The sequence below is a fragment of the Streptomyces aureus genome, assembly GCF_001418135.1.
Classification (GTDB): domain Bacteria; phylum Actinomycetota; class Actinomycetes; order Streptomycetales; family Streptomycetaceae; genus Streptomyces; species Streptomyces aureus_A.
The window spans coordinates 1-21,007 of the sequence record NZ_LIPQ01000038.1; the positions used below are offsets into that span (position 1 = coordinate 1).

Consider the following 21,007-nt stretch of genomic DNA (forward strand, 5'->3'; position numbering starts at 1 on the left):
CCGTTGTGGCGGGCGTACTCCTCGATCATGTGGATCAGCACCCAGCGCAGTGAGACCGTTCCCCGCCACGAGTCGTGCCCCTCCACGTCGAGGTGCGGAGCCTCGGTCACGAGGCTCTCCGCGAAGGCGACTTCGGCCTCCCAGGCCTCCCAGGACTCCGCGACGACCTCGGGTTCGGGGCCGGAGCCGTCGAAGTCGCCCTCGGGGGCTTCGGCGGAGGAGAAGCGCAGCTCGACCTCGTGCCCGGCGAGCACGGACCGGAACCAGCGGCGCTCGACGTCGGCGAGGTGCCGTACGAGGCCGAGCAGGGACAGTGACGAAGGGGGGACGGAACGCGCGGCCAACTCCGCTCCCAGTCCGGAGCACTTCAGCTTCAAAGTGGCCCTCTGGGCGTCCAGCATGGCCACGAGCATGGTCTTCTCGTCGCCGGTCGCGGGGCCGCCGAACCGGCGCTCGCTCTCGGCGCCGGTGAACAGTTCGATCCGTCGGTCGGGAATCTTCATACCCGCATCATGGGCTCGGGGCGACCGTCCCGAAACGCGGGCAAGGCGTCAACGACCCTTTGACGTCCGGCATTTCCTCAGGACAGCGCACCCACGATGTGCGGCGCGGCCTCCGCCAGGGACCTGAAGTGCCGATGGGCCTCGGGGTGCGGGGTCTCGGTGTTGACCGTCCAGACCGTCATCCCGGCCGCGAGGCCCGAGCGGACGCCGGACGGCGCGTCCTCGATCACCAGGCAGTCCGCCGGGTCCGCGCCCAGCTTCTCCGCCGCGAGCAGGTACGGCACCGGGGACGGCTTCCCCTCGACCACCGACGCCGCGTCAACGATCAGCCCCGGCATCGGAAGACCGGTCCGCTCGAACCGCCCCCGCACCCGGTGCTCGTAGTTCGACGTGACGAGCGCCCACCGGTCCACCGGAAGGGCGTTGAGCAGCTCGGCGGCCCCGTCGAAGGCCCCGTACGAGCCCGTCCGGACGTCCTCGTCCTCCAGCGCGTGCAGCAGGGCGAGGCACTCGCCCGGGTCCCGCTCCGGGACCACGGCCGCGAACGTCTCGACGGGCCGCGTCCGGAGCGCGACGGCGTACACCTCGTCGCCGTCGACCCCGTACCGCGCCGCCCACTCGTGCCAGACGCGGCGTTGGTTGGCGCCGGCGTCCATGAGGGTGCCGTCGACGTCGAAGAGAACGAACGTGCTGGTCATGCGCCTGGTGCTAGGCGCCGGTCGTGCCGTCGACCAGCTCGCGCAGGATGTCGAGATGGCCGTTGTGCCGGGCCGTCTCCTCGACGAGGTGGAGGATGATCCAGCGGAGGTCGACGTGGCGGCCGTCGCGGATGGTGCGCTCGGCCCGGGCGTCCAGGTCGGTCCCGGCGACGAGTTCGCGGTAGCGGGCGCTCTGTTCGGCGTATTCGTCGAGCAGCTGCGTGAGGGGGAGGTCGACCGCGATCCTCATCTCGCGGTCGGGGTCCTCCTCGGTCCAGGGGCCCTTGTCCTCTTCGCCGAGGAAGACCACCTGGAACCAGTAGTACTCGACCCAGCGGAGGTGGTTGACCACTCCGCTCAGGGTCATCAGGGGTGAGCCCGGCAGAGGCGCCGTGCGGGCGTTCTCCGGGGAGGCGCCCTCGCACTTGGCGCGGGCGGTGTCACGTGCGTAGTCGAGGAACGTGGTGAGCTGGGTGCGCTCGTCCCACGCGGACGGAGTGTCGCCGATTCTGGTCATCGCACGAAGGGTCTCCGAACACCGCGTTCCTGTCGATGTGTTTTTGCGTGCGGGCCGCCTCGTCCCCCGCCGGCCGGCCCACGACGGGCCCATGGTCGTCTCGGGCCGCCCGGGGACGTCTCAGGCAGGCCGGGGGAGGACTCTCTTGGCGCCGAGCCGGACGGCGTACCGCTCTCGTGCCGCGAAGTCCGCCGCTGCCCACACCAGCGGGCGTCCGGCCTCGGCGCACAGGTGGAGGATCGCGTCGTCATCGACCTGGACGCCGACATGAGCCCCGTACGCGCCGGCCGTGGAGTTGAACAGGACCAGGTCCAGGGGCTGCGCGACCGGCACGTGGACCGTGGCTTCGGTGTCGCTCCACAGCTCGGAGGAGCGCAGTTCCGGAGGCGTCAGGCCGAAGTGCCTGAGCACCTCGTACGCGAACAGCTGGCAGTTGGCGCCGGCCGCGAGTCCCGGCCGGGCGGTCACGGCGGCGGCGCCCGGGAAGCGTGAGCCCTCGTACCGGACGGTCCAGAACTCCGCCGGGAGAGCGGTAATGATCGACGCCATCCCCTCATCCTTCCTGGGGGCGCGGCCCCATCACCAGTACGTCGGCTCCACCCACTCGTCCAGCTCGTCCTCGGGGCGGAACGCGCCGTAGATCTAGGTGACGTGCAGCCGGACCACCACCAGGCCGCGCACCGGGGGGCGCGGGAGGCCGAACTCCCTCTCCCACTGCTCGTGCTCCGGCTTCTCCGCCCACTGCAGGTGGTCGGTGGTGGTCCGGATCTCCTGCTCGATGTCGTCGCCCGGCTCCCGTGAGGGAGTGGAGGTGTCGACCCTGCCTTCGGCCGCCACCCAGTAGGCGTGGTTCGACTCCTCTTGGGTGATCCGTGCCCAGGCGTTGCCACGGAACCGCCGCACGCGCGTGCTGTCCGGAGTCCCTACGAACCGTGCGATGCGGGCGGCGGGTTCCCAGTAGTACGGGTCCGTCATGCCGGTCGGTCGTTCGCCCCGGGGCCGGGTCATCCGCTCCGTCGTCGCGTAGACCGTGACGACTCCCGCATCCCTTTTGAAGCGGCCCCGCATGGAGGAGCTGAACCTGTCGAAGGCGTACTCCTCGGACATCCAGTGCATGGAGTCCCTTCCCCCGTTGCGATCCACCCTATTACCGTCAAGGTGACGATAATAGGGTGTGGGTGACGCATGACGGAAACGGCCGCGGCGGACCACGGAGGCGAAGCAGGCGACCGTACCGGTTCAGAAGAGGTCGATCGAGCCCTCACCCAGGCCGGGGTTGTAGGGGGCCCGGCGCGTGCCGAAGGGGGCGTTCCAGTTGCCCGTGCCCCTGTAGACGTAGAGGGAGCTGTAGAAGCCGCCGTTCGCGTTGTACGCGATCAGGTCGTTCCGGCCGTCCCGGTCCACGTCGCCCGCGCCGACGAGGCTCACGTACGCGTTCCAGCCGCCGCCGACCTTGACGCGGGGCGCGAAGGTGCCGTCGCCCTTGCCGAGGTAGAGCCAGAGGGTGCCGGTCGTGTCGCGGGCCAGGAGGTCTCCGGCGGGGGCGCCGGCGATGTTGCCGGTGGCGGTGAGCTGGTTGTAGACGCCCCAGCCGCCGCCGATCCTCACCCGCTTGGCGAAGGGCGAGGCGGTGTCGCCGGTGGCCTTGTAGAGCCAGAGGGCGCCGGTGGTGTCGGTGCCGAGGAGGTCGGGGCGACCGTCGCCGGTGACGTCGGAGCCGGCGGTGAGCGTGTTGTAGATCTGCCAGCCGGCGCCGATCCGCGTCCGGGGGGCGAGGCCCTTGCCGTTGCCCTGGTGGAGCCAGAGGACGCCGGTCCTGTCGCGGGCGACGAGGTCGGGGGCGGTCGTGCCGGCGATGTCACCGGTGGCCGTGATCCGGTCGTATCCGGACCAGCCCGTCCCGAGGTTCACCGGGTCGAGCGGCCGGATCGTGGAGGAACCCTCGATCTGGGTGATGTCGTACGAGCGCAGGCGGCCCCGCCCGTCCCGGGCGAGCAGGTCCGGCGAGCCGTTGTCGTCGAAGTCGTGGGCCTTCGGCGCGCGGGTGAGGGTGAAGGTGCCGGTGCGGACGACGTCGGGGCCGATGCCGTTGGTGGGTGTTGCCGTCAGCGTCCAGGTGTAGTCGCCGTTGTAGGCCGGGACGCCGTTGTGGAAGAGGCCGTTCCAGGTGAGGGCGAAGTCGGTCACCGTCGTGGCCAGGGTGTCGCCGGCGCCCCCTGCCAGTCCGGACGCGACGTGGGTGACGCTGAGGCCCACCCTCGCGTTGGACCGGCTCACCTTCCCCGAGGCCTTCAGGACGCCGCCGTTGGCGTCGAAGTCGACGGCGCCGGCCGGCGGGAGGGTCTCGTTCGTCAGGGTGAGGGCGGTGGGCCGGCCGGCGCTCGTCACCAGGGTGGCGACCGGGGTGCCGTCGGCGCCGGGGGCGACGCGGTACAGGCCTTCGCCGTGCTCGACCGTGCCGCCGAGGGCGAGCAGGTTGCCGTCCGGGTCGACGGTGCTGGACTGGACGTGGTCCATCAGCCCGATCGTGTCGCCGGTCTTCAGTGAGCGGGCGGTCAACCGGTGCATGGCGTCGGTCCAGCCGGCGGTGCCGCCGCCGTTCCGGTTGTACGTCAGCCAGTCGCCGACGGAGTGGAGGATGATGCCGTCCGCGTTCCTGAGCGGGTCCAGCGTCGTCCGCTCGACGTGCGTGCCGTCCCGGCGGGCGACGGCGAGGGTCGCGGTGCCTCCTGCGGGGGTCTCCGTCCAGGCCACGTGGGTGGGGGACAGGATGGTGGAGCGGGTGACGGTGGACGGCAGGCTGTCGTACGTCTGGCTGATCGCGCCGGTGGCGGGGTCCACCACGACCACGTGCTTCGTCCAGGTCTCGCCGACCACGCGGTTGTAGTGGAGTACGAAACTGCCGGGGCCGTTGGTGTACGCCAGCAGGGGCCTTGCGCCCTCGGGCAGGGCGACCTTGCGGTCGACGACCCGGCCCTCCTCCTTGGACACCAGGTGGTACGCCGGGACGCCGGACACGCTCGTCGTCATGAGGAGGGTGGTGCCGATGACCCGGTTGAGGGTGTACGGGGTCGCGGCCGTGTTGAAGGCGGAGGTGTCGATCACGACGGGCTCCGCGGCCCCGCTCATGTCGGTGAGCGTGACCACGGCACCGTCCTGCGAGGCGACGGTGTCCGTGCCCTGGGCTCCCCAACGCCTGCCCGGGAGCGTCGTGGTGACGCCGTCGGAGAAGCGCGTCCAGCGGTAGACGACGCTCGACCCGTCGGTGACGCTCAGCATGCCCGTACGACCGGAGCTGAGGAGCTTCGAGCCGTCCGGGAGCGTGAGCGGCGCGTCCTGGCGGCCCATGACCGACTGCACGGGGGCGGTCGGGGCGGCGGCCAGGGCCGGGGTCGCCAGTCCGGCGGTGGTGACGACGGCGAGCACGGCCGAGACGGCGGCGGCCTGCCGCCTCCGGAGTACGGGTCTGTGGTTCACGGGGATGTTTCGTTCCTCTCGGAGGTGACGAGTTCGGGAGACTGCGGTGGGCGGCGGTGCGGCCACGGACGGGCCGCCCCGCCGCCTTTCGGATGTCCGGTCCGGGCGGCCGGACGGGTCAGACGATCGGGTGGCGCGGAGTCGGCGTCGCCGGGTAGACGGAGCTGGACTCGCGCGGGCCGAACGGCGACGCGGCGACGCCCATGCCCCGGTAGACGAACGAGCCGCTCCTGCCGTAGGCGAACAGGTCGTTGCGTCCGTCGCGGTCCACGTCGCCCATGCCGACGAGGTGGGTGTACGCGCTCCAGCCCGAGCCGACCCTGACCCGGGTGGCGAACGAGGAGCCGGTGGCGCCCTGGTAGAGCCAGAGCGCGCCGGCGGTGTCCCGGGCGAGGAGGTCGCCCTGCGGCGTACCGGCGACGTCGCCGACGGCGGTGATCTGGTTCATCCCGCCCCAGCCCCCGCCGACCTTCGTACGGCCCCGGAAGGGCGCGGACCAGCTGCCGGTGCCCTGGTACGCCCACAGGACGCCGGAGGCGTCGGTGGCGAGCAGGTCGGACCAGCCGTCGCCGTTGAGGTCGCTGCCGCCGGTGATCTTGTTGTAGCCGTTCCAGCCGGCGCCGATCCTGGTCCGTCCGGCGAAGGTGCCGTCGCCCTTGCCGAGGTACAGCCAGAGGACGCCGGAGGCGTCCCGCGCGACCATGTCGGGGGCGGGGGCACCGGCGACGTTGCCGACGGCCTCGATCTGGTTGTAGCCGTTCCACCCGGCACCGACGAGCTTGCTCTCCAGCGACCAGTAGTCGGTGGAGGACGAGGTCTTCCTGACCTCGTCGCGCCACAGGCGGCCGGAGGCGTCGCGGGACAGCAGGTCCGGGGCGCCGTTGTCGTCGTAGTCGTGCAGGCCCGCCTTGCGGGTCACCTTGAAGGTGCCCGTCTTCTTCAGGTCCGGGCCGATGCCGTTGAGCGGCTTGGCGTCGAGCTGCCAGGTGTAGTCGCCGTTGGGGGCGAGGGCGCCGTCGGTCAGGGTGCCCTGCCACTCGCGGCGGACCCCGGCCTGGTTCCCGAACGGGAACTCCACGGTCTTGCCGGTGCGGACGTGGCGCAGGGTGACCTTGCCGACCGCGTTCTCGCGGGACAGCTGCCACTGGAGCGTGACCTTGCCGCCGTTCTTGTCCAGGTCGACCGTGGACGGGACGTCGGTGGAGGTGAGGGCCAGCGCGGTGGGGGCGTCGGTGCTGGCCACCAGGGCGGCGACCGGCACGCCGTTGTCGCCGGGGAGGATGTGGTAGATGCCCTCGCCCTGGGCGACCGTGCCGCCGCGCGCGTAGAGGTCGCCGTTGGGGGCGGTGGCCGTGCTGGAGACGTGGTCGAGGAGCTTGACCGTGGTGCGGGGGTCGGCCAGGGAGCGGGCGGTCAGCGGAAAGAGGGCCGAGGTGACGGGGGCGGTGCCCCCGTTGAGCTCGGCGGTGGTCACCCAGTTGCCCACCAGGTTGACGTCGATGCCGGCGCCGGTCGAGGCCTGGCCGAGGTCCGTGGTGACCTCCGGGGCGTCGACGCCCCGGACGGTTGTCACCAGCTGGACGCGGTTGGTGTTGGTGCGCTCGATCCAGGCCCAGTGGGTGCGGGAGACGAAGGCGTCGGCGCCGCTCTGCTCGGAGTGCGTCTGGCGCGGACCGTCCACCGCCTGGCCGGTGGCGGTGTCCACGGCGACGAGGAAGGTGCGCAGTTCCGCACCGGTGCCGGTGGAGTACTGGAGGAGCGCGACGCCGGGGGTGCTTGCCCAGACGCGGCCCATGCGGGCGTTGTCGGGGACGGCGGGGACGTCGATGATGGTGTTGGTGCCCGAGGCGCGGCTCAGCAGGTCCACGTCGAGCACGCCGGTGTCCTCGTCGGTGCGTGACATGACGAGCGTGTCGCCGGCGATGCCGCGGAGCATGTAGCGCTGGTCGTTGTGGGACACGCCGTACCGGAAGCCGTCGTCGGTCCTGGTCATGTCGTGGACCCAGTAGACGACGTCCCCGTCCTTGCGGGAGAAGACGATGTCGGACTGGGCGCCCATGAAGGTGGTGCGGGGCGTGGTCAGGGACTTGGTGGCGCCGTCGGCGTAGTTGGTCCAGCGGTACTCGGCGCCGGACGGGTACATGACACGAGTGAGGTAGCCGGTCGCGCCGGCGCTGACCATCTCCGTGGGGTGGGGCAGGGTGATCACGGCGGCTGCCTGGGCGGGCGCCTGGACGGCGGTCACCGGGGCGGCGGTCGCGGGTACGGCCGTCAGAGCGGTGCCGGCCGTGACGGCCACGACGGCGGTGACGGCGGCGAGGAGACGGGTGGACGAACGGTACGGCACGGTGGATTCCCCCAAGAACAACCGGGCTGCGGCGGTCGCCGCACCTCGGTTGGACCCATGATCGACACCGATGGTTGTACGCGGGCCGCCCCGTTCTACCGCCGCTCCACGACACCCCGTACGAACGCCGCCTGGCCCGCGTGCTGGAGGTCCTCCGCGATCACCGACACCAGGCGCACGCCGAGCGTGACCGGCGGGTCCCAGGCGCTGTCGACGACCCGGTCGAGGTCCGCGTTCGTCACCGACCGCACCAGGTCGAGGGTCCGTGCGTGCACCGCGTCGTAGTAGCCGAGCAGCAGGTCGGCCGGGGCGCGCACCTTGCCCACCTGGGCGCTCGTCTGGCCGTAACCGGTCGCCGTCTTCCCGAAGGGCAGCCCGAAGCGGTCCCGCCAGCCGTCCGTGTCCCACAGCTGGTCCGTGTCGAAGGCGCCCGCGAGGTGATCGTCCTGGATCCGGGTGAGGTGCCAGACGAGCCAGGCGATCGAGTTGGCGTCCGGATCGACCCGGGCGGCGAGCTCGTCCTCGGGGAGGCCCTCGACGGCCTCGTGGACGGCCTCCTGGATCCGGCCGAACGAGTCGACCAGCAGACCGGCGCTGTTCATGGGGGACATGAGGGGCTCCTCTCGACGCGAGTGAGCAGGCGCTACGAGCTCCGCTGAGCAGGCGTTACGGGCTCCGCTGAGCAGGGGTCACGAGCTCCGTTCCGCCCGCCACCGCTCGACCGTCGCCTCGACGTCGAACGGCTTGAGGTTCAGCGGCGGACCGGCCGGCGGGCGGATCAGCGCCTCGGCGATCCTCGTGTTGATCTCGCCGAGGATCCGCCGGACCTGGCTCTCCGAGACCGCCGCGGCCACCGCCTCCTCCGCGTCCTCCGCCGCCTTGCGCAGGGCCAGTGAGGGCGGGAGTACGGACGCGCCCTCGCGGTGCATCTTTCCCTTGATCCACCACAGCTCGTCGTACGGGGCCGAGTCGTCGGGGAGCGGCTTCCCGAACCCCGACAGGCTGCTGAACTCGCCACGCTCCGACGCCTCGCGGATCTGCTTGTCCACGAACGACTCGAAGCTGACTCCGGGCGGCTTCCGTTCGGTCATGTGTCCAGACTACGTAAGCACCGCGGTACGGGTGTGGTCTTCGCCGTCTACTGCGAGACGCGATCTTCCGGCACGCTGTGGTCCGTTCCCTGTCGGTCAACGCGCGTCGACCCTTGTCCCCAGGCCCTCAACCCCCACGTACCGGAGGACGCATGCGTGCCCGGATCACCCCCCTCGGCACCCTGCTCGCGCTCGTCGCGGGCCTGCTCACCGCGCTCGTCACCACCACCCCCGCCCAGGCCGCGCCGCTCTTCAAGGCGCCCTTCCCCTGCGGCCAGACCTGGACGTACAGCCACCACTCGGCCGAGGTCCGCCAGGCCCTCGACTTCATCAGGTCCGACGGCGGTACGACCGCCGGCACCGCGGTCCTGGCCTCGGCGTCCGGCACCGCGTACCGCTACTCCCAGCCGTCCGGCGCGGGCAACTACATCGTCGTCGAGCACGGGGGCGGCTGGAAGACGTACTACTTCCACCTGAACGCGTACTCGGTGGCCAACGGCGCCGCGGTCTCCCAGGGCCAGCAGATCGGCACCACCGGCAGCACCGGCAACAGCTCCGGCGCCCACATCCACTACGAGCAGCTCTACAACGGCGTCGGCCAGTCGATCGTGATCAACGGCTCCTCCCTCGCGCCCTACCCCGGCTCGTACGGCTCCAAGTCCCTGACCAGCGACAACGGCTGCTCGGGAGGGGGAGGCGGGAAGTACTGGGTCGACACCTTCGCCAACGCCACCGGCTACGCCCAGCCCAACACCACCGCCCCCCAGGGCGTCCTGAACCAGGGCACGAACTACGTCTACTGCAAGGTCTGGGGCCAGGAGATCCGGGACGCCGCCGGGAACTACAACCACTGGTGGCTCAGGACCGACCTCGACACCGTGTACGCCGGGAAGAACGGGCGAGGGGCGTACGTCTCCGCGTACTACCTGTCCCGCTGGGGCAACGACGAGGCCCGCGACAACAACGGGACCGTGATCCCGAACTGCTGAGGGGCCCGGCAGGCCCTGAGGAGCCCGGAGGAATGTCCTGAGGGGCCCGGGAACGGGCCCCTCGAAGGGCAGGAGCCCCGCTCGTGCCCGAAGACACGGAGCGGGGCTCCTTGGGTACTGCTCTAGTCGTGCGTGTCGCCGACCCAGGCCCTTAGGCCGGGGAGACGTTCTCCGCCTGCGGGCCCTTCGGGCCCTGCGTGACGTCGAAGGTCACGAGCTGGTTCTCCTCGAGCGAACGGAAGCCGTTCGCGTTGATCGCGGAGTAGTGGACGAAGACATCCGGGCCGCCGCCGTCCTGGGCGATGAAGCCGAAGCCCTTTTCAGCGTTGAACCACTTCACGGTTCCGGTAGCCATGAGCCCTCCTATGGGCCAAAGGGTCGCCCTGCTCCAGAACCTGCAAACAAGTCTGAAAACTACAAAAGCCTGCGGGTCACATGCTCCGCAGGCTCTGTACTGCAAGGGAAACCAAACTGCAACTTGCGTTGAGCGTAGCACGCAGGTCGCCCGGGACGGTAGAGGGAAAGATCACGTCACTCGCATGTTTGATCTCGCTCCGTGTGCTGACGCGCGTGCCCCGGCGATGCCCACGGTACGAGACGGGTCTAGCCTCACGATGTGGACAATGCAACCGACGACCAGCAGCGCAGCCGGCCCCGCGTCGGGCACATCCAGTTCCTGAACTGCCTCCCCCTCTACTGGGGCCTGGCCAGGACCGGAACGCTCCTCGACCTCGAGCTGACCAAGGACACCCCCGAGAAGCTCAGCGAGCGGCTCGTCCGGGGCGATCTGGACATCGGCCCCATCACCCTCGTCGAGTACCTCCGCAACGCGTCGGACCTGGTCGCGCTCCCCGACATCGCCGTCGGCTGCGACGGGCCCGTCATGTCGTGTGTGATCGTCTCGCAGCGGCCCCTGGAGGAGCTGGACGGAGCGCGCGTCGCGCTCGGCTCCACCTCCCGCACCTCCGTACGCCTCGCCCAGCTGCTCCTCGCCGAGCGGTACGGGGTGACGCCGGACTACTACACCTGCCCCCCTGACCTGGGCCTGATGATGCAGGAGGCCGAGGCGGCCGTCCTCATCGGCGACGCCGCGCTCCGGGCCTCGCTGCACGACGCGCCCCGGCTCGGCCTCCAGGTCCACGACCTCGGTCTCATGTGGAAGGACTGGACGGGCCTCCCCTTCGTCTTCGCCGTGTGGGCGGCGCGCAAGGACTTCCTGGCGCGCGAGCCGGAGACCGTCCACGAGGTGCACCAGGCGTTCCTCGCCTCCCGGGACCTCTCCCTGGAGGAGGTCGCCAAGGTCGCCGAGCAGGCCGCCCGCTGGGAGACCTTCGACGCCGAACTCCTGGAGCGGTACTTCCGTACGCTCGACTTCCGCTTCGGTCCCGAGCAGCTCGCCGGCGTCCGCGAGTTCGCCCGCCGCACCGGTCCCACGACCGGCTTCCCCGCGGACGTCACCGTCGAACTGCTTCCGCCCGCGCGGGATTAGCGGCACGCGCGCGTTCCGGGTTCCCCATTCGGCTTCCGGCCGGTCTTCCGCGGATCTCCCGCCGGTCTTCCGCGGATCTCCCGCCGGCCTTCTGCCGATCTCCCGCCGGCCTTCCGTCGGCTTCCCGGAATTCGCCGTCGCGTCTCCGTTCGGTAATTCACCCCTTTATCCATGTCCGGACCGTCCGTATTACCGCCCCGCCCCCGCGCGCCACCCGACGGAAGCCGTGAGGAGCGCTGGCGTAGGCTGGTTCGGTCGACAGAACCCCTCCGAAAGGGACACACCCGGTGACCGAGAAGGCCGAACTCCAGTCTGTTCTCGACCGCGCCGCCGCGGGTGGCCGGATCACCCCCGAGGAGGCGCTCGACCTCTACCGCTCGGCGCCCCTGCACGCCCTCGGCTCCGCTGCCGACGCCGTGCGCCGCCGCCGGTACGCGGGGACCGAGCACATCGCGACGTACATCATCGAGCGGAACATCAACTACACGAACGTCTGCGTGACGGCGTGCAAGTTCTGCGCCTTCTACGCCGCCCCCAAGGACACGAAGAAGGGCTGGACCCGCGACCTCGACGACATCCTGCGCCGCTGCGCGGAGACCGTGGAGCTCGGCGGCACCCAGATCATGTTCCAGGGCGGCCACCACCCGGACTACGGCGTCGAGTACTACGAGAAGCACTTCGCCGCCATCAAGGCCGAGTTCCCGCAGCTGGTCATCCACTCCCTCGGCGCGTCCGAGGTCGAGCACATGGCCCGGATCAGCGGGGTCTCCGTCGAGGAGGCCATCACCCGCATCCACGCGGCGGGCCTCGACTCCTTCGCCGGCGCCGGCGCCGAGCTCCTGCCGGAGCGGCCGCGCAAGGCCATCGCCCCGCTGAAGGAGAGCGGCGAGCGCTGGCTGGAGATCATGGAGATCGCGCACGGCCTCGGCGTCGAGTCGACGTCCACCATGCTGATGGGCACCGGCGAGACCAACGCCGAGCGGATCGAGCACCTGCGGATGATCCGAGACGTGCAGGACCGGACGGGCGGCTTCCGGGCCTTCATCCCGTACACGTACCAGCCCGAGAACAACCACCTCAAGGGCCGCACGCAGGCCACGCTCCTCGAGTACCTGCGCATGATCGCCATCGGCCGGCTGTTCCTCGACAACGTCGCCCACATCCAAGGCTCGTGGCTCACCACGGGCAAGGAGATCGGCCAGCTCACCCTGCACTACGGCGCGGACGACCTCGGCTCGATCATGCTGGAGGAGAACGTCGTCTCCTCGGCCGGCGCCAAGCACCGCTCCAACCTGCGCGAGATGATCGACATGATCCGTACGGCGGACCGCGTCCCGGCGCAGCGCACCACGACGTACGAGCACATCGTCGTCCACGACGACCCGGCGAACGACCCGGTCGACGAGCGCGTCGCCTCCCACATCTCGTCCACGGCGATCGAGGGCGGCACGGCACACCCCGAGCTGAAGCTCCTCGACGCCAACTGACGCGCCCATGCTGACCATCCACGTCGCCGAGGCGTCGCCCGAGACCGCCGTCCTCGTCGACGGCGACCGCATCGCCGCCGTCGGCCCGTTCGACGACCTGGCCGCCGTCCGGCCCGAGGCCCGGGTGAGGCGGTGGCCCGGCATCCTCACCCCCGGCCTCCTCAACCCGTTCGGCCCCGAGCTGCTCGAAGGCATGTACCACCCGGACCCCCGGGAGGCCGAGGGGTTCGGCACCGAGCCGATCACCGGCGAGCGGGCGCAGCGGATCTTCCGGGCCGACCCGTCCCGCCGCGGCGCCTCCGCACGCCGTGGCGTGCAGCGGCTGCTCGCCCACGGGACGGTCGCCGTCGCGGGCGAACTGCGCGACCGGGCCGCCGTGGACGCCGTACGCCGGGCCGGTCTCGCCGTCGGCCGCCGCCCGGAGAAGCTCCCCGGCGGGCCGTCGTTCTCGCCGGTGCCGCTGGTGCTCCTGCCGGCCCTGGCGCCGGGAGCCCCGGCCCGCTTCGCCGTCTTCGACGTCCCGGACCGGGGCTCCCTGGCCCGCCTCGGCGCGGCCACCTGCGTCGCCACCGTCATCGGCGGGCGGCTGGTGTTCCGGCAGCGGTAGCTCCGCACCGCCCGGGGGCTACCGCGCCGTTCCGCGGCTCATCCGCCCGGGATCGCGGGCGGTGCCTTCTTCTCGACCGGGTTCTCGTCCGTGTCCCGCACGAGGGCGAGGAAGCGCGGGTCCTCGGCGACGGCCAGCAGCTGTCGCGGTGTCACCGGCGCCGACACGTTCTCCGGTTCGACGGAGAGCGTGACGCGACTCCCGCCGTACAGGAAGGTCACGTACGACCCCATCGTGTCCGAGGTGTTGACCGGCATCGAGCGCAGCTGCGCCGCACGGTTCCCGTCGAACGTCACGGCCTCGCAGGTGACCTTTCTCGCCGGCGCGGACAAGCAGGGTTCGAGGGTGCGGTCGTCGGTCGGCCGTACCGACACCGTCGTGTGGAAGGTCTCGCCGCCCGCGGTGATCCGGTACCAGCGCCCGTTGTCCTTCACCGGCCGGATCTCGGTCACGGTCGCGGGGAGCAGGTCGTCGAGCAGGGCCGCCACCCGCTGCTGGTGGGCCGCGAGGCGCTCGCGCTCGGCCTCGGACAGGCCGTCGGGATTGTCGGGCGGCGTGACGCCCGGGGTCGCCTCGACGACGACGGAGGGGTAGTGCGTGCTCGGGGCGGGGCCCGGGGTCGCGCCGGTCGACGTCGGTACGACGGCGGGCATCGCGACCCCCGTGTTCGCCCCCGGCAGCAGGGTGAGGCCGAGTGCCCCGGCCGTGACCGCGCCGAACGCGGTCGTGACGATCGCGAGCCGGGCCCGCGTCCGTCGCCTGCGGCCCTCGCGCACCGCGAGCGGGGCGAGGTCGGGGAGCGGGGGAAGGTCGTCGGTCGTCCGGTCCATGGTGTCGCGGAGCAGGGAGATGTCGTGGCCGTCCACGGTGGGCCTCAGCTTCCTGTGGTGTAGAGCCCGGCGTCACCCAGGCGTACGCGGAGTCGGGCGAGCGAACGTGAGCACTGGCTCTTGACCGTGGCCTCGCTGCAGCGCAGCAGCGAGGCCACGGAGGCCACGCTCTGGTCGTCCCAGTAGCGCAGGACGACCATCGCGCGGGCTCGTGGCGGCAGCTCGGCGAGCGCCGCGAGCAGGGTGACGCGCAGGTCGGTGTGGTCGGCGGCGGGTGCAGGGGCCATGCCGCCGGTCCGGGTGAACGCGAGCAGGTCGCGCAGTCCGCGCCGTCGCTCGCTCAGGAAGGTGCGGGTGAGCACCGTCTTGGCGTACGCGTGCGGATGATCGGCGGTGCCCGCGCGCCGCCAGTGCTGGTACAGCTTGGCCAGCGTGGTCTGGGTCAGGTCGCGGGCGGTCTCGGGGTCGCCGCAGAGCAGGTACGCCGTGCGGTACAGCCGCTGCTGCGCGACACGCGCGAAGTCCTCGAACCCGGCGACCGTCCCGTCGACCGCGCTGCCGGCCGCTCCGTCGATCGCCGTGCCGGCCGTTCCGCCGGTTGTCGCCCCGGCCGGGCCGTCCGCCGACCCGGGCCCTGATGCCGCTGCGGGCCAGGTCGTCGGTCCGGGTCTCACTTCGGTCGGTACCGCCATCGCACCCCTGCCTTCCTCGCCGGCGTGTGCCGGCCGCTGTCATGCACTCACCCATCCTTGAGAGCGGCCGGGCCCAAAAGGTTGAAGCGGTACGAGGACGGAATCCGGCGGCTGCCACAATGGCCGGGTGACCCGAGCTTCCCTGGACAAGCAGCCGCACGAAGTCGCCTCGATGTTCGACGACGTGGCGGCGAACTACGACCTCACGAACGACGTGCTCTCCCTGGGCCAGGACCGGCGCTGGCGCAAGGAGGTCGCGAAGGCGGTCGACGCGCGCCCCGCGCAGAAGGTGCTGGACCTGGCCGCCGGCACGGCCACATCCTCGCAGCCCTTCGCCCGCGCGGGCGCGTACGTCGTGCCCTGCGACTTCTCGCTCGGAATGCTCCGGGTCGGCAAGAAGAACCACCCGTGGATGCCGTTCACGGCCGGCGACGGCACGAGGCTGCCGTTCCGCGACGACGTGTTCGACGCGGTCACCATCTCCTTCGGCCTGCGGAACATCCAGGACACCGAGCAGGCGCTGCGCGAGATGTACCGCGTGACGAAGCCCGGTGGCCGGGTCGTCATCAGCGAGTTCTCGCACGCCACCTGGGCGCCGTTCCGCACGGTGTACGAGGAGTACCTGATGCGCGCGCTGCCGCCGGTGGCCCGTGCGGTCTCCTCGAACCCGGACGCGTACGTGTACCTGGCCGAGTCGATCCGCTCCTGGCCCGACCAGCCGACCCTGGCGGGCATGCTCCAGAAGGCCGGCTGGTCGCGGGTGGCCTGGCGGAACCTGACCGGTGGCATCGTCGCCCTCCACCGGGGCTTCAAGCCCGCCTGACCCTCTCCGCGTTCCGGGCTGCCCTCTCCGCGTCCGGGCTGACCCCTCCACGCCCGGCCGGCTCCTTCCGCGCCCCGGGTGGCCCTCCGGACAGCCCGTGACCCGCCCCCATAGACTGCCCGGGTACCTACGTACCCCTACCGTCGAGTCTTCGGGAGAACCCGCCGTGACCGAGCAGCCCCTCTCCGAGCACAGCGCGGACGTCATCGTCGTCGGGGCAGGCCCGGCCGGATCCACCACCGCGTACTACCTCGCCAAGGCCGGACTGGACGTCCTCCTCCTGGAGAAGACCGCGTTCCCGCGCGAGAAGGTCTGCGGTGACGGCCTCACCCCCCGCGCCACCAAGCAGCTCGTCTCCATGGGCATCGACATCTCCGAAGAGGCCGGCTGGCTGCGGAACAAGGGCCTGCGGATCATCGGCGGCGGCGTCCGCCTGGAGCTCGACTGGCCGGAACTCGCCTCGTACCCGGACTACGGACTCGTCCGCAAGCGCGACGACTTCGACGAGCAGCTGGCCCGCCAGGCCCAGAAGGCCGGCGCGCGCCTCTACGAGCGCTGCAACGTCGGCGCCCCGATCATCGACGACCGCACGGGCCGGATCACCGGCGTCCACGCCAAGCTCGGCGAGGAGAAGCGCGAGGTCACCTTCCACGCCCCGCTCGTCGTCGCCGCCGACGGCAACTCCACCCGGATCTCCCTGGCGATGGGTCTGCACCGGCGCGAGGACCGTCCGATGGGTGTCGCCGTCCGCACGTACTTCACCTCGCCCCGGCACGACGACGACTACCTGGAGTCCTGGCTGGAGCTGTGGGACCGGCGCGGCCCGCAGGACCGGCTCCTGCCCGGCTACGGCTGGATCTTCGGCATGGGCGACGGCACGTCCAACGTCGGCCTCGGCATCCTCAACTCCTCGAAGGCCTTCCGCGAGCTGGACTGGCGCGAGGTCCTCAAGGCCTGGTGCGCCTCGATGCCGGAGGACTGGGGCTTCACCCCCGAGAACATGACGATGCCGATCCGCGGCGCCGCCCTCCCGATGGCCTTCAACCGCCAGCCGCACTACACCAAGGGCCTGCTGCTCGTCGGTGACGCCGGCGGCCTCGTCAACCCGTTCAACGGCGAGGGCATCGCGTACGCCATGGAGTCCGGCCAGATCGCGGCCGACGTCATCGTCCAGGCACACGCCCGCGCGACCCCCGCCCAGCGCGAGCTCGCCCTGCGGAACTACCCGCAGGTCCTCAAGGACACCTACGGCGGCTACTACACGCTCGGCCGCGCCTTCGTGAAGCTCATCGGCAACCCGAAGGTCATGAAGATCGCGACCCAGCGCGGCCTGACCCACCCGCTCCTCATGAAGTTCACGCTGAAGATGCTGGCGAACCTGACCGACCCGTCGGGCGGCGACGCCATGGACCGCATCATCAACGGACTCTCGAAGGTGGCCCCGAAGGCCTGAACGACTGCCGGTAGCCGGACGGGGACACCCCGACGGCACGGGTGAAGTGGCGGCGCAGATTGGCCGCCGAGCCCAGCCCGCTGTGGTCGCCGACCAGCTCCACGGGCAGGTCGGTCGACTCCAGCAGGGTCTGGGCGCGGGCCACCCGCTGCTGGAGCAGCCACTGCAGCGGGGTGGTGCCGTACTCCTCGCGCACCCGCCGGTGGAAGGTGCGCGGGCTCATCCGGGCCCGCCGGGCCAGCTCCTCCACGGTCAGCGGCTCGGCCAGGTGCTCGGTCGCCCACTGCAGTACGGGCCCCAGGCTGTCGTCGTCGCTCGGCGGGAGCGGCGCCTCGATGAACTGGGCCTGGCCGCCGGGACGGTGGGCCGGGACGACGAGACGGCGGGCGAGCTGCCCGGCGACGGTCGCCCCGAGGTCGGTGCGCACCAGGTGCAGGCAGAGGTCGAGCGCGGCGGTGGCTCCGGCACTGGTCAGGACGGACTCCTCGTCCGTGTAGAGGACCGAGTCGTCCACGATCACCTCGGGGTGGCGGGCTGCCAGTTGCGCGCTGTGCTGCCAGTGCGCGGTGGCCCGGCGGCCGTCGAGGATGCCGGCGGCGGCGAGCGCGAAGGCGCCGGTGCACAGCGACACCATCCGGGCGCCGGACGCGGCGGCCGCGCGCAGCGCCTCGACCAGCTCGGCCGGCACCTCCTCGCCGTCCTCCACGACCGCGTCGGGAACGGACGGCACGATGACGGTGTCCGCGCCCACGAGCCCGTCGAGACCGTGGTCGGTCCGCACGGAGAAGACGCCGCCCTCGCCGGAGTCCCCGCACAGCCGCAGCTCGTACCAGGGGTCGGCGAGGTCAGGATGCGGGATGCCGAAGACACCGCATGCCAGGGAGAGTTCGTACAGCTCCCACATCGACGTTCCGATCCGCCGGTCCGGTACGACGGCGATGGCGACGACCCCTGGGTTCATGCTGCCGACCGTACGGCAGGAATCGTGCGGTCGGCGTCGGTCCTGCCACTGTCGTCCGGATTCCGCCGCTGCGAGCGTGGTTTCCATGAACGCACAGAACACCGACGCACAGAACACCGACGCACAGAACGCGAACGCACAGCACGCCGGCGCACAGAGCATCACGGTCATCGGTCTCGGCCAGATGGGCTCCGCCCTCGCCGGTGCCTTCCTCACCGCCGGTCACCGCACCACCGTCTGGAACCGCACCCCCGGGAAGGCCGAGGCCCTCGTCGCCCGGGGCGCCGTCCGCGCCGCCTCCGTCGCGGAGGCCGTCGCCGCGAGCGAGCTCGTCGTGGTCTGCGTCCTCGACTACCCGGCCGTACGCGGACTCCTCGCCCCCGTGACCGACTCGCTGCGGGGCCGCGTCCTGGTCAACCTCACCTCAGGATCGCCCGAGCAGGCCCGCGCGGAGGCGGAGTGGGCCGCCGAGCACGGCATCGGCTACCTCGACGGCGCCGTCATGACGACCCCACCGGGGGTCGGCGACAGCGCCAACATGTTCCTCTACTCGGGCTCGCCCGAGCTGCTCGCCGCGCACCGCGCGACGCTCGCCGTCCTCGGCGACCCGGTGGACCTCGGCGCGGACGCGGGGCTCGCCTCGCTCTACGACGCGGGGCTGCTCGGCCTCATGTGGTCCGTCTTCGGCGGCTGGCTGCACGCGACCGCCCTCGCGGGCGCGGACGGGGTGCCGGCGCGGGACTTCACGGCGGTGGCGACCCGCTGGCTGAAGACGGTCTCCTGGTTCATGACGGGGTACGCCGAGCAGATCGACGAGGGGAGGTACCCGGGCGACGACGCCACGATCGACGTCCAGGTGACGACGATCGGGCACCTGCTGCACGCGGGGGAGGCGCGGGGCATCGACAACCGGCTGCCGGAGCTGCACCTGGACCTGATGCGCGCGGCGGTCGAGGCGGGTCACGGAGGGGACAGTTACGCCCGGATCATCGAGAACTTCCGCAAGTAGGACGTGCGGGGCGGGTCGGGGTCCGTCAGGGACCGAACAGGGAAAAGCCGTCACTCCCCCGAGGAGTGACGGCTTTCCGTGTGCCGCGAGGTGCGGGCCGGTCAGAGGAGACGGACCGCGCCGGAGGGCATGTCCCAGTCCAGGGAGCGCTCGACGACACCGGTCGACGAGTTCTGCGCGCCGACGTACTTGCCGCCGCCCACGTAGATCGCGACGTGGTACGAGCCGCTGCGGCTGCCCCAGTACAGGATGTCGCCCGGCTGGAGGTTGCTCAGGGAGACGGAGGTGCCCATGCTCGACTGGTCGTACGAGATGCGGGGCAGGTCGATGCCGGCCTGGCGGTAGGCGGCCTGGACGAGGCCGGAGCAGTCCCAGGAGTTGGGGCCGGTGCCGCCGGTGACGTACGAGTCGCCGATCTGGGCGCGGGCGAAGGCCACGATCGCGGCGGCGGAGCCGGAGGGGGCCTGCGTCTGGCTCTCGCCGGCCGAGGAGCCGCTGGAGGAGCCGGAGTCCGAGGAGTTGTCGCTCGCGGACGTGGCGGCGAGCTGGGTGCGCTCGCTGGTGCGGGAGGCGCGCTCCTGGGCTTCCTTGCGCTCCTGCTCGGCCTTGGCCTCGGCCTCGGCCTTGAGACGGGCCTTCTCGGCCTTCTCGGCGGCGGCCTTGCGGTCGGCCTCGGCCTTGGCCTTCTTGGCCTCCTGGGCGGCCTTCTGCAGCGCCAGGTTCTCCTGCGTCTGGAGGCTCTGGTCGAGCGCCTCCTGCTGGGAGGCCTCGGCGGAGGCGGCGACGGCGGAGGCGAGACCGGTGCCGGTCTCGAGCGAGCCCAGGGTGGGCATTTCGATGGTCTCGGTCACCGGCTCGGCATTCGCCGGCCCGGCAGCACCGGCCACCGCGATGGTGCCGAGGACGCCACCGGCAACTCCGGCTCGCAGCGCGAGCTTCGAGGCGCTGCGGCGGGGCTTCCGGTGGCTGGGTATGTGAGCGGTGTGGGACATGAGGACAACCGCTATCAGGGCTTCACGGTTCCCTTCAAGAAACGTGGGTTGCGCCACAGTTACGTTCGGAATCTCCTAATCCGCTTCCGTGGCGCCCTTATTGACGCCGTAACGGGCAAATCGGGCACGGCTCATCTGGCCCTTGATCACGGGTTTTCAATGAAACGCCCGAATTGCCCGACGCTTACCACCTCTTGACGCATGTGGCCAAGCCCCATGTTTTTGGAGCCTTCGAGATGTGGCACAGGTCACAGTTCCGTCTCATGAACGCTCGTGAACGGGTGCACGCGTCCACCGCCGTACGGCGGACCCCCCGACCGGGCGACAGGCGCTTCCTTTATCACCCGGACGCGTCCACCGCCAATTTGCCTGTAGTGACCATCGCTTGATAGTGCGACACCCCTTCCGATCAGCGATTTCCGGTCCGGATGTCACATCTGGTGATCACCTGGGCGCTTCGCGCAACAAGATCACCGCTCATCCGACTTCATGATCCTTCGTCAGGTGGTGGAGATCACAAAGTCGTTGGTGCACCCCGTGTCGCAGATCACAGAGGGGCGGGCATAAGATGCGGGGCAGCCGGGCTTGTGAACTGCCTCACATGGGGGCGATCTTTCACGGTCCGGCCGTGCGGTCCAACGGTCAAGGACGACTGGAAGGAGCGAGGAGCGTGAATGCGTACGCGCCCGTCCTCGTGCTCGGTGCCCTGGGTGCGGGGTTTGCGATCTTCTCCGTGGTCATGGCCACGCTTATCGGGCCAAAGCGGTACAACAGGGCAAAGCTTGAGGCGTACGAGTGCGGCATCGAGCCGACACCCACTCCCGCCGGAGGCGGCCGCTTCCCGATCAAGTACTACCTGACGGCGATGCTCTTCATCGTCTTCGACATCGAGATCGTCTTCCTCTACCCCTGGGCGGTCACCTTCGACGCCCTGGGGCTTTTCGGGCTCGTGGAGATGCTGCTCTTCGTGCTCACCGTCTTCGTCGCCTACGCGTATGTGTGGCGTCGCGGCGGCCTGGAATGGGACTGAGGGGCTGAGGGG

22 protein-coding genes are annotated in these 21,007 nt (G+C 71.0%); 8 read left to right on the forward strand and 14 right to left on the reverse strand.

All coding sequences use genetic code 11. The features are described from left to right. The 9 genes from AOK00_RS04385 to AOK00_RS04425 all read right to left on the reverse strand — a co-directional run. The coding region (locus AOK00_RS04385) for a DinB family protein (protein ID WP_055598990.1) at positions 1 to 503 on the reverse strand (503 nt) is incomplete at its 3' end. 77 nt (positions 504 to 580) lie between these two features. Beyond that, positions 581 to 1,201, reverse strand: coding sequence for an HAD family hydrolase (locus AOK00_RS04390; protein ID WP_055598991.1), 621 nt, complete (start codon positions 1,199 to 1,201; stop codon positions 581 to 583). Positions 1,202 to 1,211: 10 nt separating this feature from the next. Next, the gene (locus AOK00_RS04395; protein ID WP_055598992.1) at positions 1,212 to 1,718 is read right to left on the reverse strand and encodes a DinB family protein; all 507 of its coding nucleotides are present in this window, start codon (positions 1,716 to 1,718) and stop codon (positions 1,212 to 1,214) included. A 120-nt stretch (positions 1,719 to 1,838) separates the two neighbouring features. Continuing rightward, on the reverse strand, positions 1,839 to 2,267 hold the full coding sequence (locus AOK00_RS04400) for a hypothetical protein (RefSeq protein WP_055598993.1): 429 nt from the start codon (positions 2,265 to 2,267) through the stop codon (positions 1,839 to 1,841). A 93-nt stretch (positions 2,268 to 2,360) separates the two neighbouring features. Next, positions 2,361 to 2,834, reverse strand: coding sequence for a hypothetical protein (locus tag AOK00_RS04405; protein WP_055598994.1), 474 nt, complete (start codon positions 2,832 to 2,834; stop codon positions 2,361 to 2,363). 123 nt (positions 2,835 to 2,957) lie between these two features. Continuing rightward, the gene (locus tag AOK00_RS04410; protein WP_055598995.1) at positions 2,958 to 5,195 is read right to left on the reverse strand and encodes an FG-GAP repeat domain-containing protein; all 2,238 of its coding nucleotides are present in this window, start codon (positions 5,193 to 5,195) and stop codon (positions 2,958 to 2,960) included. Between the two features lie 118 nt (positions 5,196 to 5,313). Then, the gene (locus AOK00_RS04415) at positions 5,314 to 7,542 is read right to left on the reverse strand and encodes an FG-GAP repeat domain-containing protein (protein ID WP_055598996.1); all 2,229 of its coding nucleotides are present in this window, start codon (positions 7,540 to 7,542) and stop codon (positions 5,314 to 5,316) included. 95 nt (positions 7,543 to 7,637) lie between these two features. After that, the gene (locus tag AOK00_RS04420) at positions 7,638 to 8,144 is read right to left on the reverse strand and encodes a mycothiol transferase (RefSeq protein ID WP_055599025.1); all 507 of its coding nucleotides are present in this window, start codon (positions 8,142 to 8,144) and stop codon (positions 7,638 to 7,640) included. An 87-nt stretch (positions 8,145 to 8,231) separates the two neighbouring features. Next, positions 8,232 to 8,633 (reverse strand): DUF1992 domain-containing protein, encoded by a 402-nt coding sequence (locus tag AOK00_RS04425; RefSeq protein WP_030318865.1) that lies wholly within the window; start codon positions 8,631 to 8,633, stop codon positions 8,232 to 8,234. Positions 8,634 to 8,785: 152 nt separating this feature from the next. On the opposite strand from AOK00_RS04425, the gene AOK00_RS04430 reads away from it, so the two are divergent. Continuing rightward, positions 8,786 to 9,622, forward strand: coding sequence for a M23 family metallopeptidase (locus tag AOK00_RS04430; RefSeq protein ID WP_055598997.1), 837 nt, complete (start codon positions 8,786 to 8,788; stop codon positions 9,620 to 9,622). A gap of 151 nt (positions 9,623 to 9,773) precedes the next feature. Here AOK00_RS04430 and AOK00_RS04435 read toward each other — a convergent pair whose 3' ends face one another. Further along, complete coding sequence (locus tag AOK00_RS04435; protein WP_015035453.1) at positions 9,774 to 9,977, reverse strand: cold-shock protein; 204 nt, start codon at positions 9,975 to 9,977, stop codon at positions 9,774 to 9,776. A 261-nt stretch (positions 9,978 to 10,238) separates the two neighbouring features. Here AOK00_RS04435 and AOK00_RS04440 point away from each other — a divergent pair, with 261 nt between their 5' ends. The 3 genes from AOK00_RS04440 to AOK00_RS04450 all read left to right on the forward strand — a co-directional run bounded on the left by AOK00_RS04440 (position 10,239) and on the right by AOK00_RS04450 (position 13,205). After that, complete coding sequence (locus AOK00_RS04440) at positions 10,239 to 11,111, forward strand: menaquinone biosynthetic enzyme MqnA/MqnD family protein (protein ID WP_055598998.1); 873 nt, start codon at positions 10,239 to 10,241, stop codon at positions 11,109 to 11,111. 287 nt (positions 11,112 to 11,398) lie between these two features. Continuing rightward, on the forward strand, positions 11,399 to 12,598 hold the full coding sequence (mqnC, locus tag AOK00_RS04445; RefSeq protein WP_055598999.1) for a cyclic dehypoxanthinyl futalosine synthase: 1,200 nt from the start codon (positions 11,399 to 11,401) through the stop codon (positions 12,596 to 12,598). 7 nt (positions 12,599 to 12,605) lie between these two features. Next, positions 12,606 to 13,205 (forward strand): imidazolonepropionase-like domain-containing protein, encoded by a 600-nt coding sequence (locus tag AOK00_RS04450; protein WP_055599000.1) that lies wholly within the window; start codon positions 12,606 to 12,608, stop codon positions 13,203 to 13,205. A 38-nt stretch (positions 13,206 to 13,243) separates the two neighbouring features. Here the strand turns inward: AOK00_RS04450 and AOK00_RS04455 are convergent, their stop codons facing one another. Continuing rightward, positions 13,244 to 14,071, reverse strand: a complete 828-nt coding sequence (locus AOK00_RS04455) for a hypothetical protein (RefSeq protein WP_055599001.1) — start codon at positions 14,069 to 14,071, stop codon at positions 13,244 to 13,246. A gap of 8 nt (positions 14,072 to 14,079) precedes the next feature. Further along, positions 14,080 to 14,610, reverse strand: a complete 531-nt coding sequence (locus AOK00_RS04460; RefSeq protein ID WP_055599026.1) for a SigE family RNA polymerase sigma factor — start codon at positions 14,608 to 14,610, stop codon at positions 14,080 to 14,082. A gap of 244 nt (positions 14,611 to 14,854) precedes the next feature. On the opposite strand from AOK00_RS04460, the gene AOK00_RS04465 reads away from it, so the two are divergent. Beyond that, positions 14,855 to 15,550, forward strand: a complete 696-nt coding sequence (locus tag AOK00_RS04465) for a demethylmenaquinone methyltransferase (protein WP_055599002.1) — start codon at positions 14,855 to 14,857, stop codon at positions 15,548 to 15,550. Between the two features lie 166 nt (positions 15,551 to 15,716). Beyond that, positions 15,717 to 17,003: a geranylgeranyl reductase family protein gene (locus tag AOK00_RS04470; RefSeq protein WP_055599003.1), complete on the forward strand. Its 1,287-nt coding sequence runs from the start codon at positions 15,717 to 15,719 to the stop codon at positions 17,001 to 17,003. On the opposite strand, the gene AOK00_RS04475 is transcribed toward AOK00_RS04470, so the two are convergent. Continuing rightward, positions 16,969 to 17,964: a GlxA family transcriptional regulator gene (locus AOK00_RS04475; RefSeq protein ID WP_055599004.1), complete on the reverse strand. Its 996-nt coding sequence runs from the start codon at positions 17,962 to 17,964 to the stop codon at positions 16,969 to 16,971. The genes AOK00_RS04470 and AOK00_RS04475 overlap by 35 nt on opposite strands. Before the next feature lie 85 nt (positions 17,965 to 18,049). Between AOK00_RS04475 and AOK00_RS04480 the strand changes: the two genes are divergently transcribed. Next, entirely contained in the window at positions 18,050 to 18,973 is a 924-nt protein-coding gene (locus AOK00_RS04480; protein ID WP_079041837.1) for an NAD(P)-dependent oxidoreductase, read from the forward strand. A gap of 101 nt (positions 18,974 to 19,074) precedes the next feature. Here the strand turns inward: AOK00_RS04480 and AOK00_RS04485 are convergent, their stop codons facing one another. Continuing rightward, complete coding sequence (locus AOK00_RS04485; protein WP_055599005.1) at positions 19,075 to 19,965, reverse strand: C40 family peptidase; 891 nt, start codon at positions 19,963 to 19,965, stop codon at positions 19,075 to 19,077. 670 nt (positions 19,966 to 20,635) lie between these two features. Between AOK00_RS04485 and AOK00_RS04490 the strand changes: the two genes are divergently transcribed. Then, a complete protein-coding gene (locus AOK00_RS04490) occupies positions 20,636 to 20,995 on the forward strand; it encodes an NADH-quinone oxidoreductase subunit A (RefSeq protein ID WP_019888619.1) in 360 nt (119 codons plus the stop codon). Positions 20,996 to 21,007 lie beyond the last annotated feature (12 nt).

Coding starts and splice junctions, on each gene's coding strand:
- AOK00_RS04450 (WP_055599000.1), top strand. CDS start 12,606: ATGCTGACCATCCACGTCGCCGAGGCGTCGCCCGAGACCGCCGTCCTC.
- AOK00_RS04405 (WP_055598994.1), bottom strand. CDS start 2,834: ATGCACTGGATGTCCGAGGAGTACGCCTTCGACAGGTTCAGCTCCTCC.
- AOK00_RS04395 (WP_055598992.1), bottom strand. CDS start 1,718: ATGACCAGAATCGGCGACACTCCGTCCGCGTGGGACGAGCGCACCCAG.
- AOK00_RS04420 (WP_055599025.1), bottom strand. CDS start 8,144: ATGAACAGCGCCGGTCTGCTGGTCGACTCGTTCGGCCGGATCCAGGAG.
- AOK00_RS04400 (WP_055598993.1), bottom strand. CDS start 2,267: ATGGCGTCGATCATTACCGCTCTCCCGGCGGAGTTCTGGACCGTCCGG.
- AOK00_RS04425 (WP_030318865.1), bottom strand. CDS start 8,633: ATGACCGAACGGAAGCCGCCCGGAGTCAGCTTCGAGTCGTTCGTGGAC.
- AOK00_RS04485 (WP_055599005.1), bottom strand. CDS start 19,965: ATGTCCCACACCGCTCACATACCCAGCCACCGGAAGCCCCGCCGCAGC.
- AOK00_RS04390 (WP_055598991.1), bottom strand. CDS start 1,201: ATGACCAGCACGTTCGTTCTCTTCGACGTCGACGGCACCCTCATGGAC.
- AOK00_RS04475 (WP_055599004.1), bottom strand. CDS start 17,964: ATGAACCCAGGGGTCGTCGCCATCGCCGTCGTACCGGACCGGCGGATC.
- AOK00_RS04480 (WP_079041837.1), top strand. CDS start 18,050: ATGAACGCACAGAACACCGACGCACAGAACACCGACGCACAGAACGCG.
- AOK00_RS04435 (WP_015035453.1), bottom strand. CDS start 9,977: ATGGCTACCGGAACCGTGAAGTGGTTCAACGCTGAAAAGGGCTTCGGC.
- AOK00_RS04430 (WP_055598997.1), top strand. CDS start 8,786: ATGCGTGCCCGGATCACCCCCCTCGGCACCCTGCTCGCGCTCGTCGCG.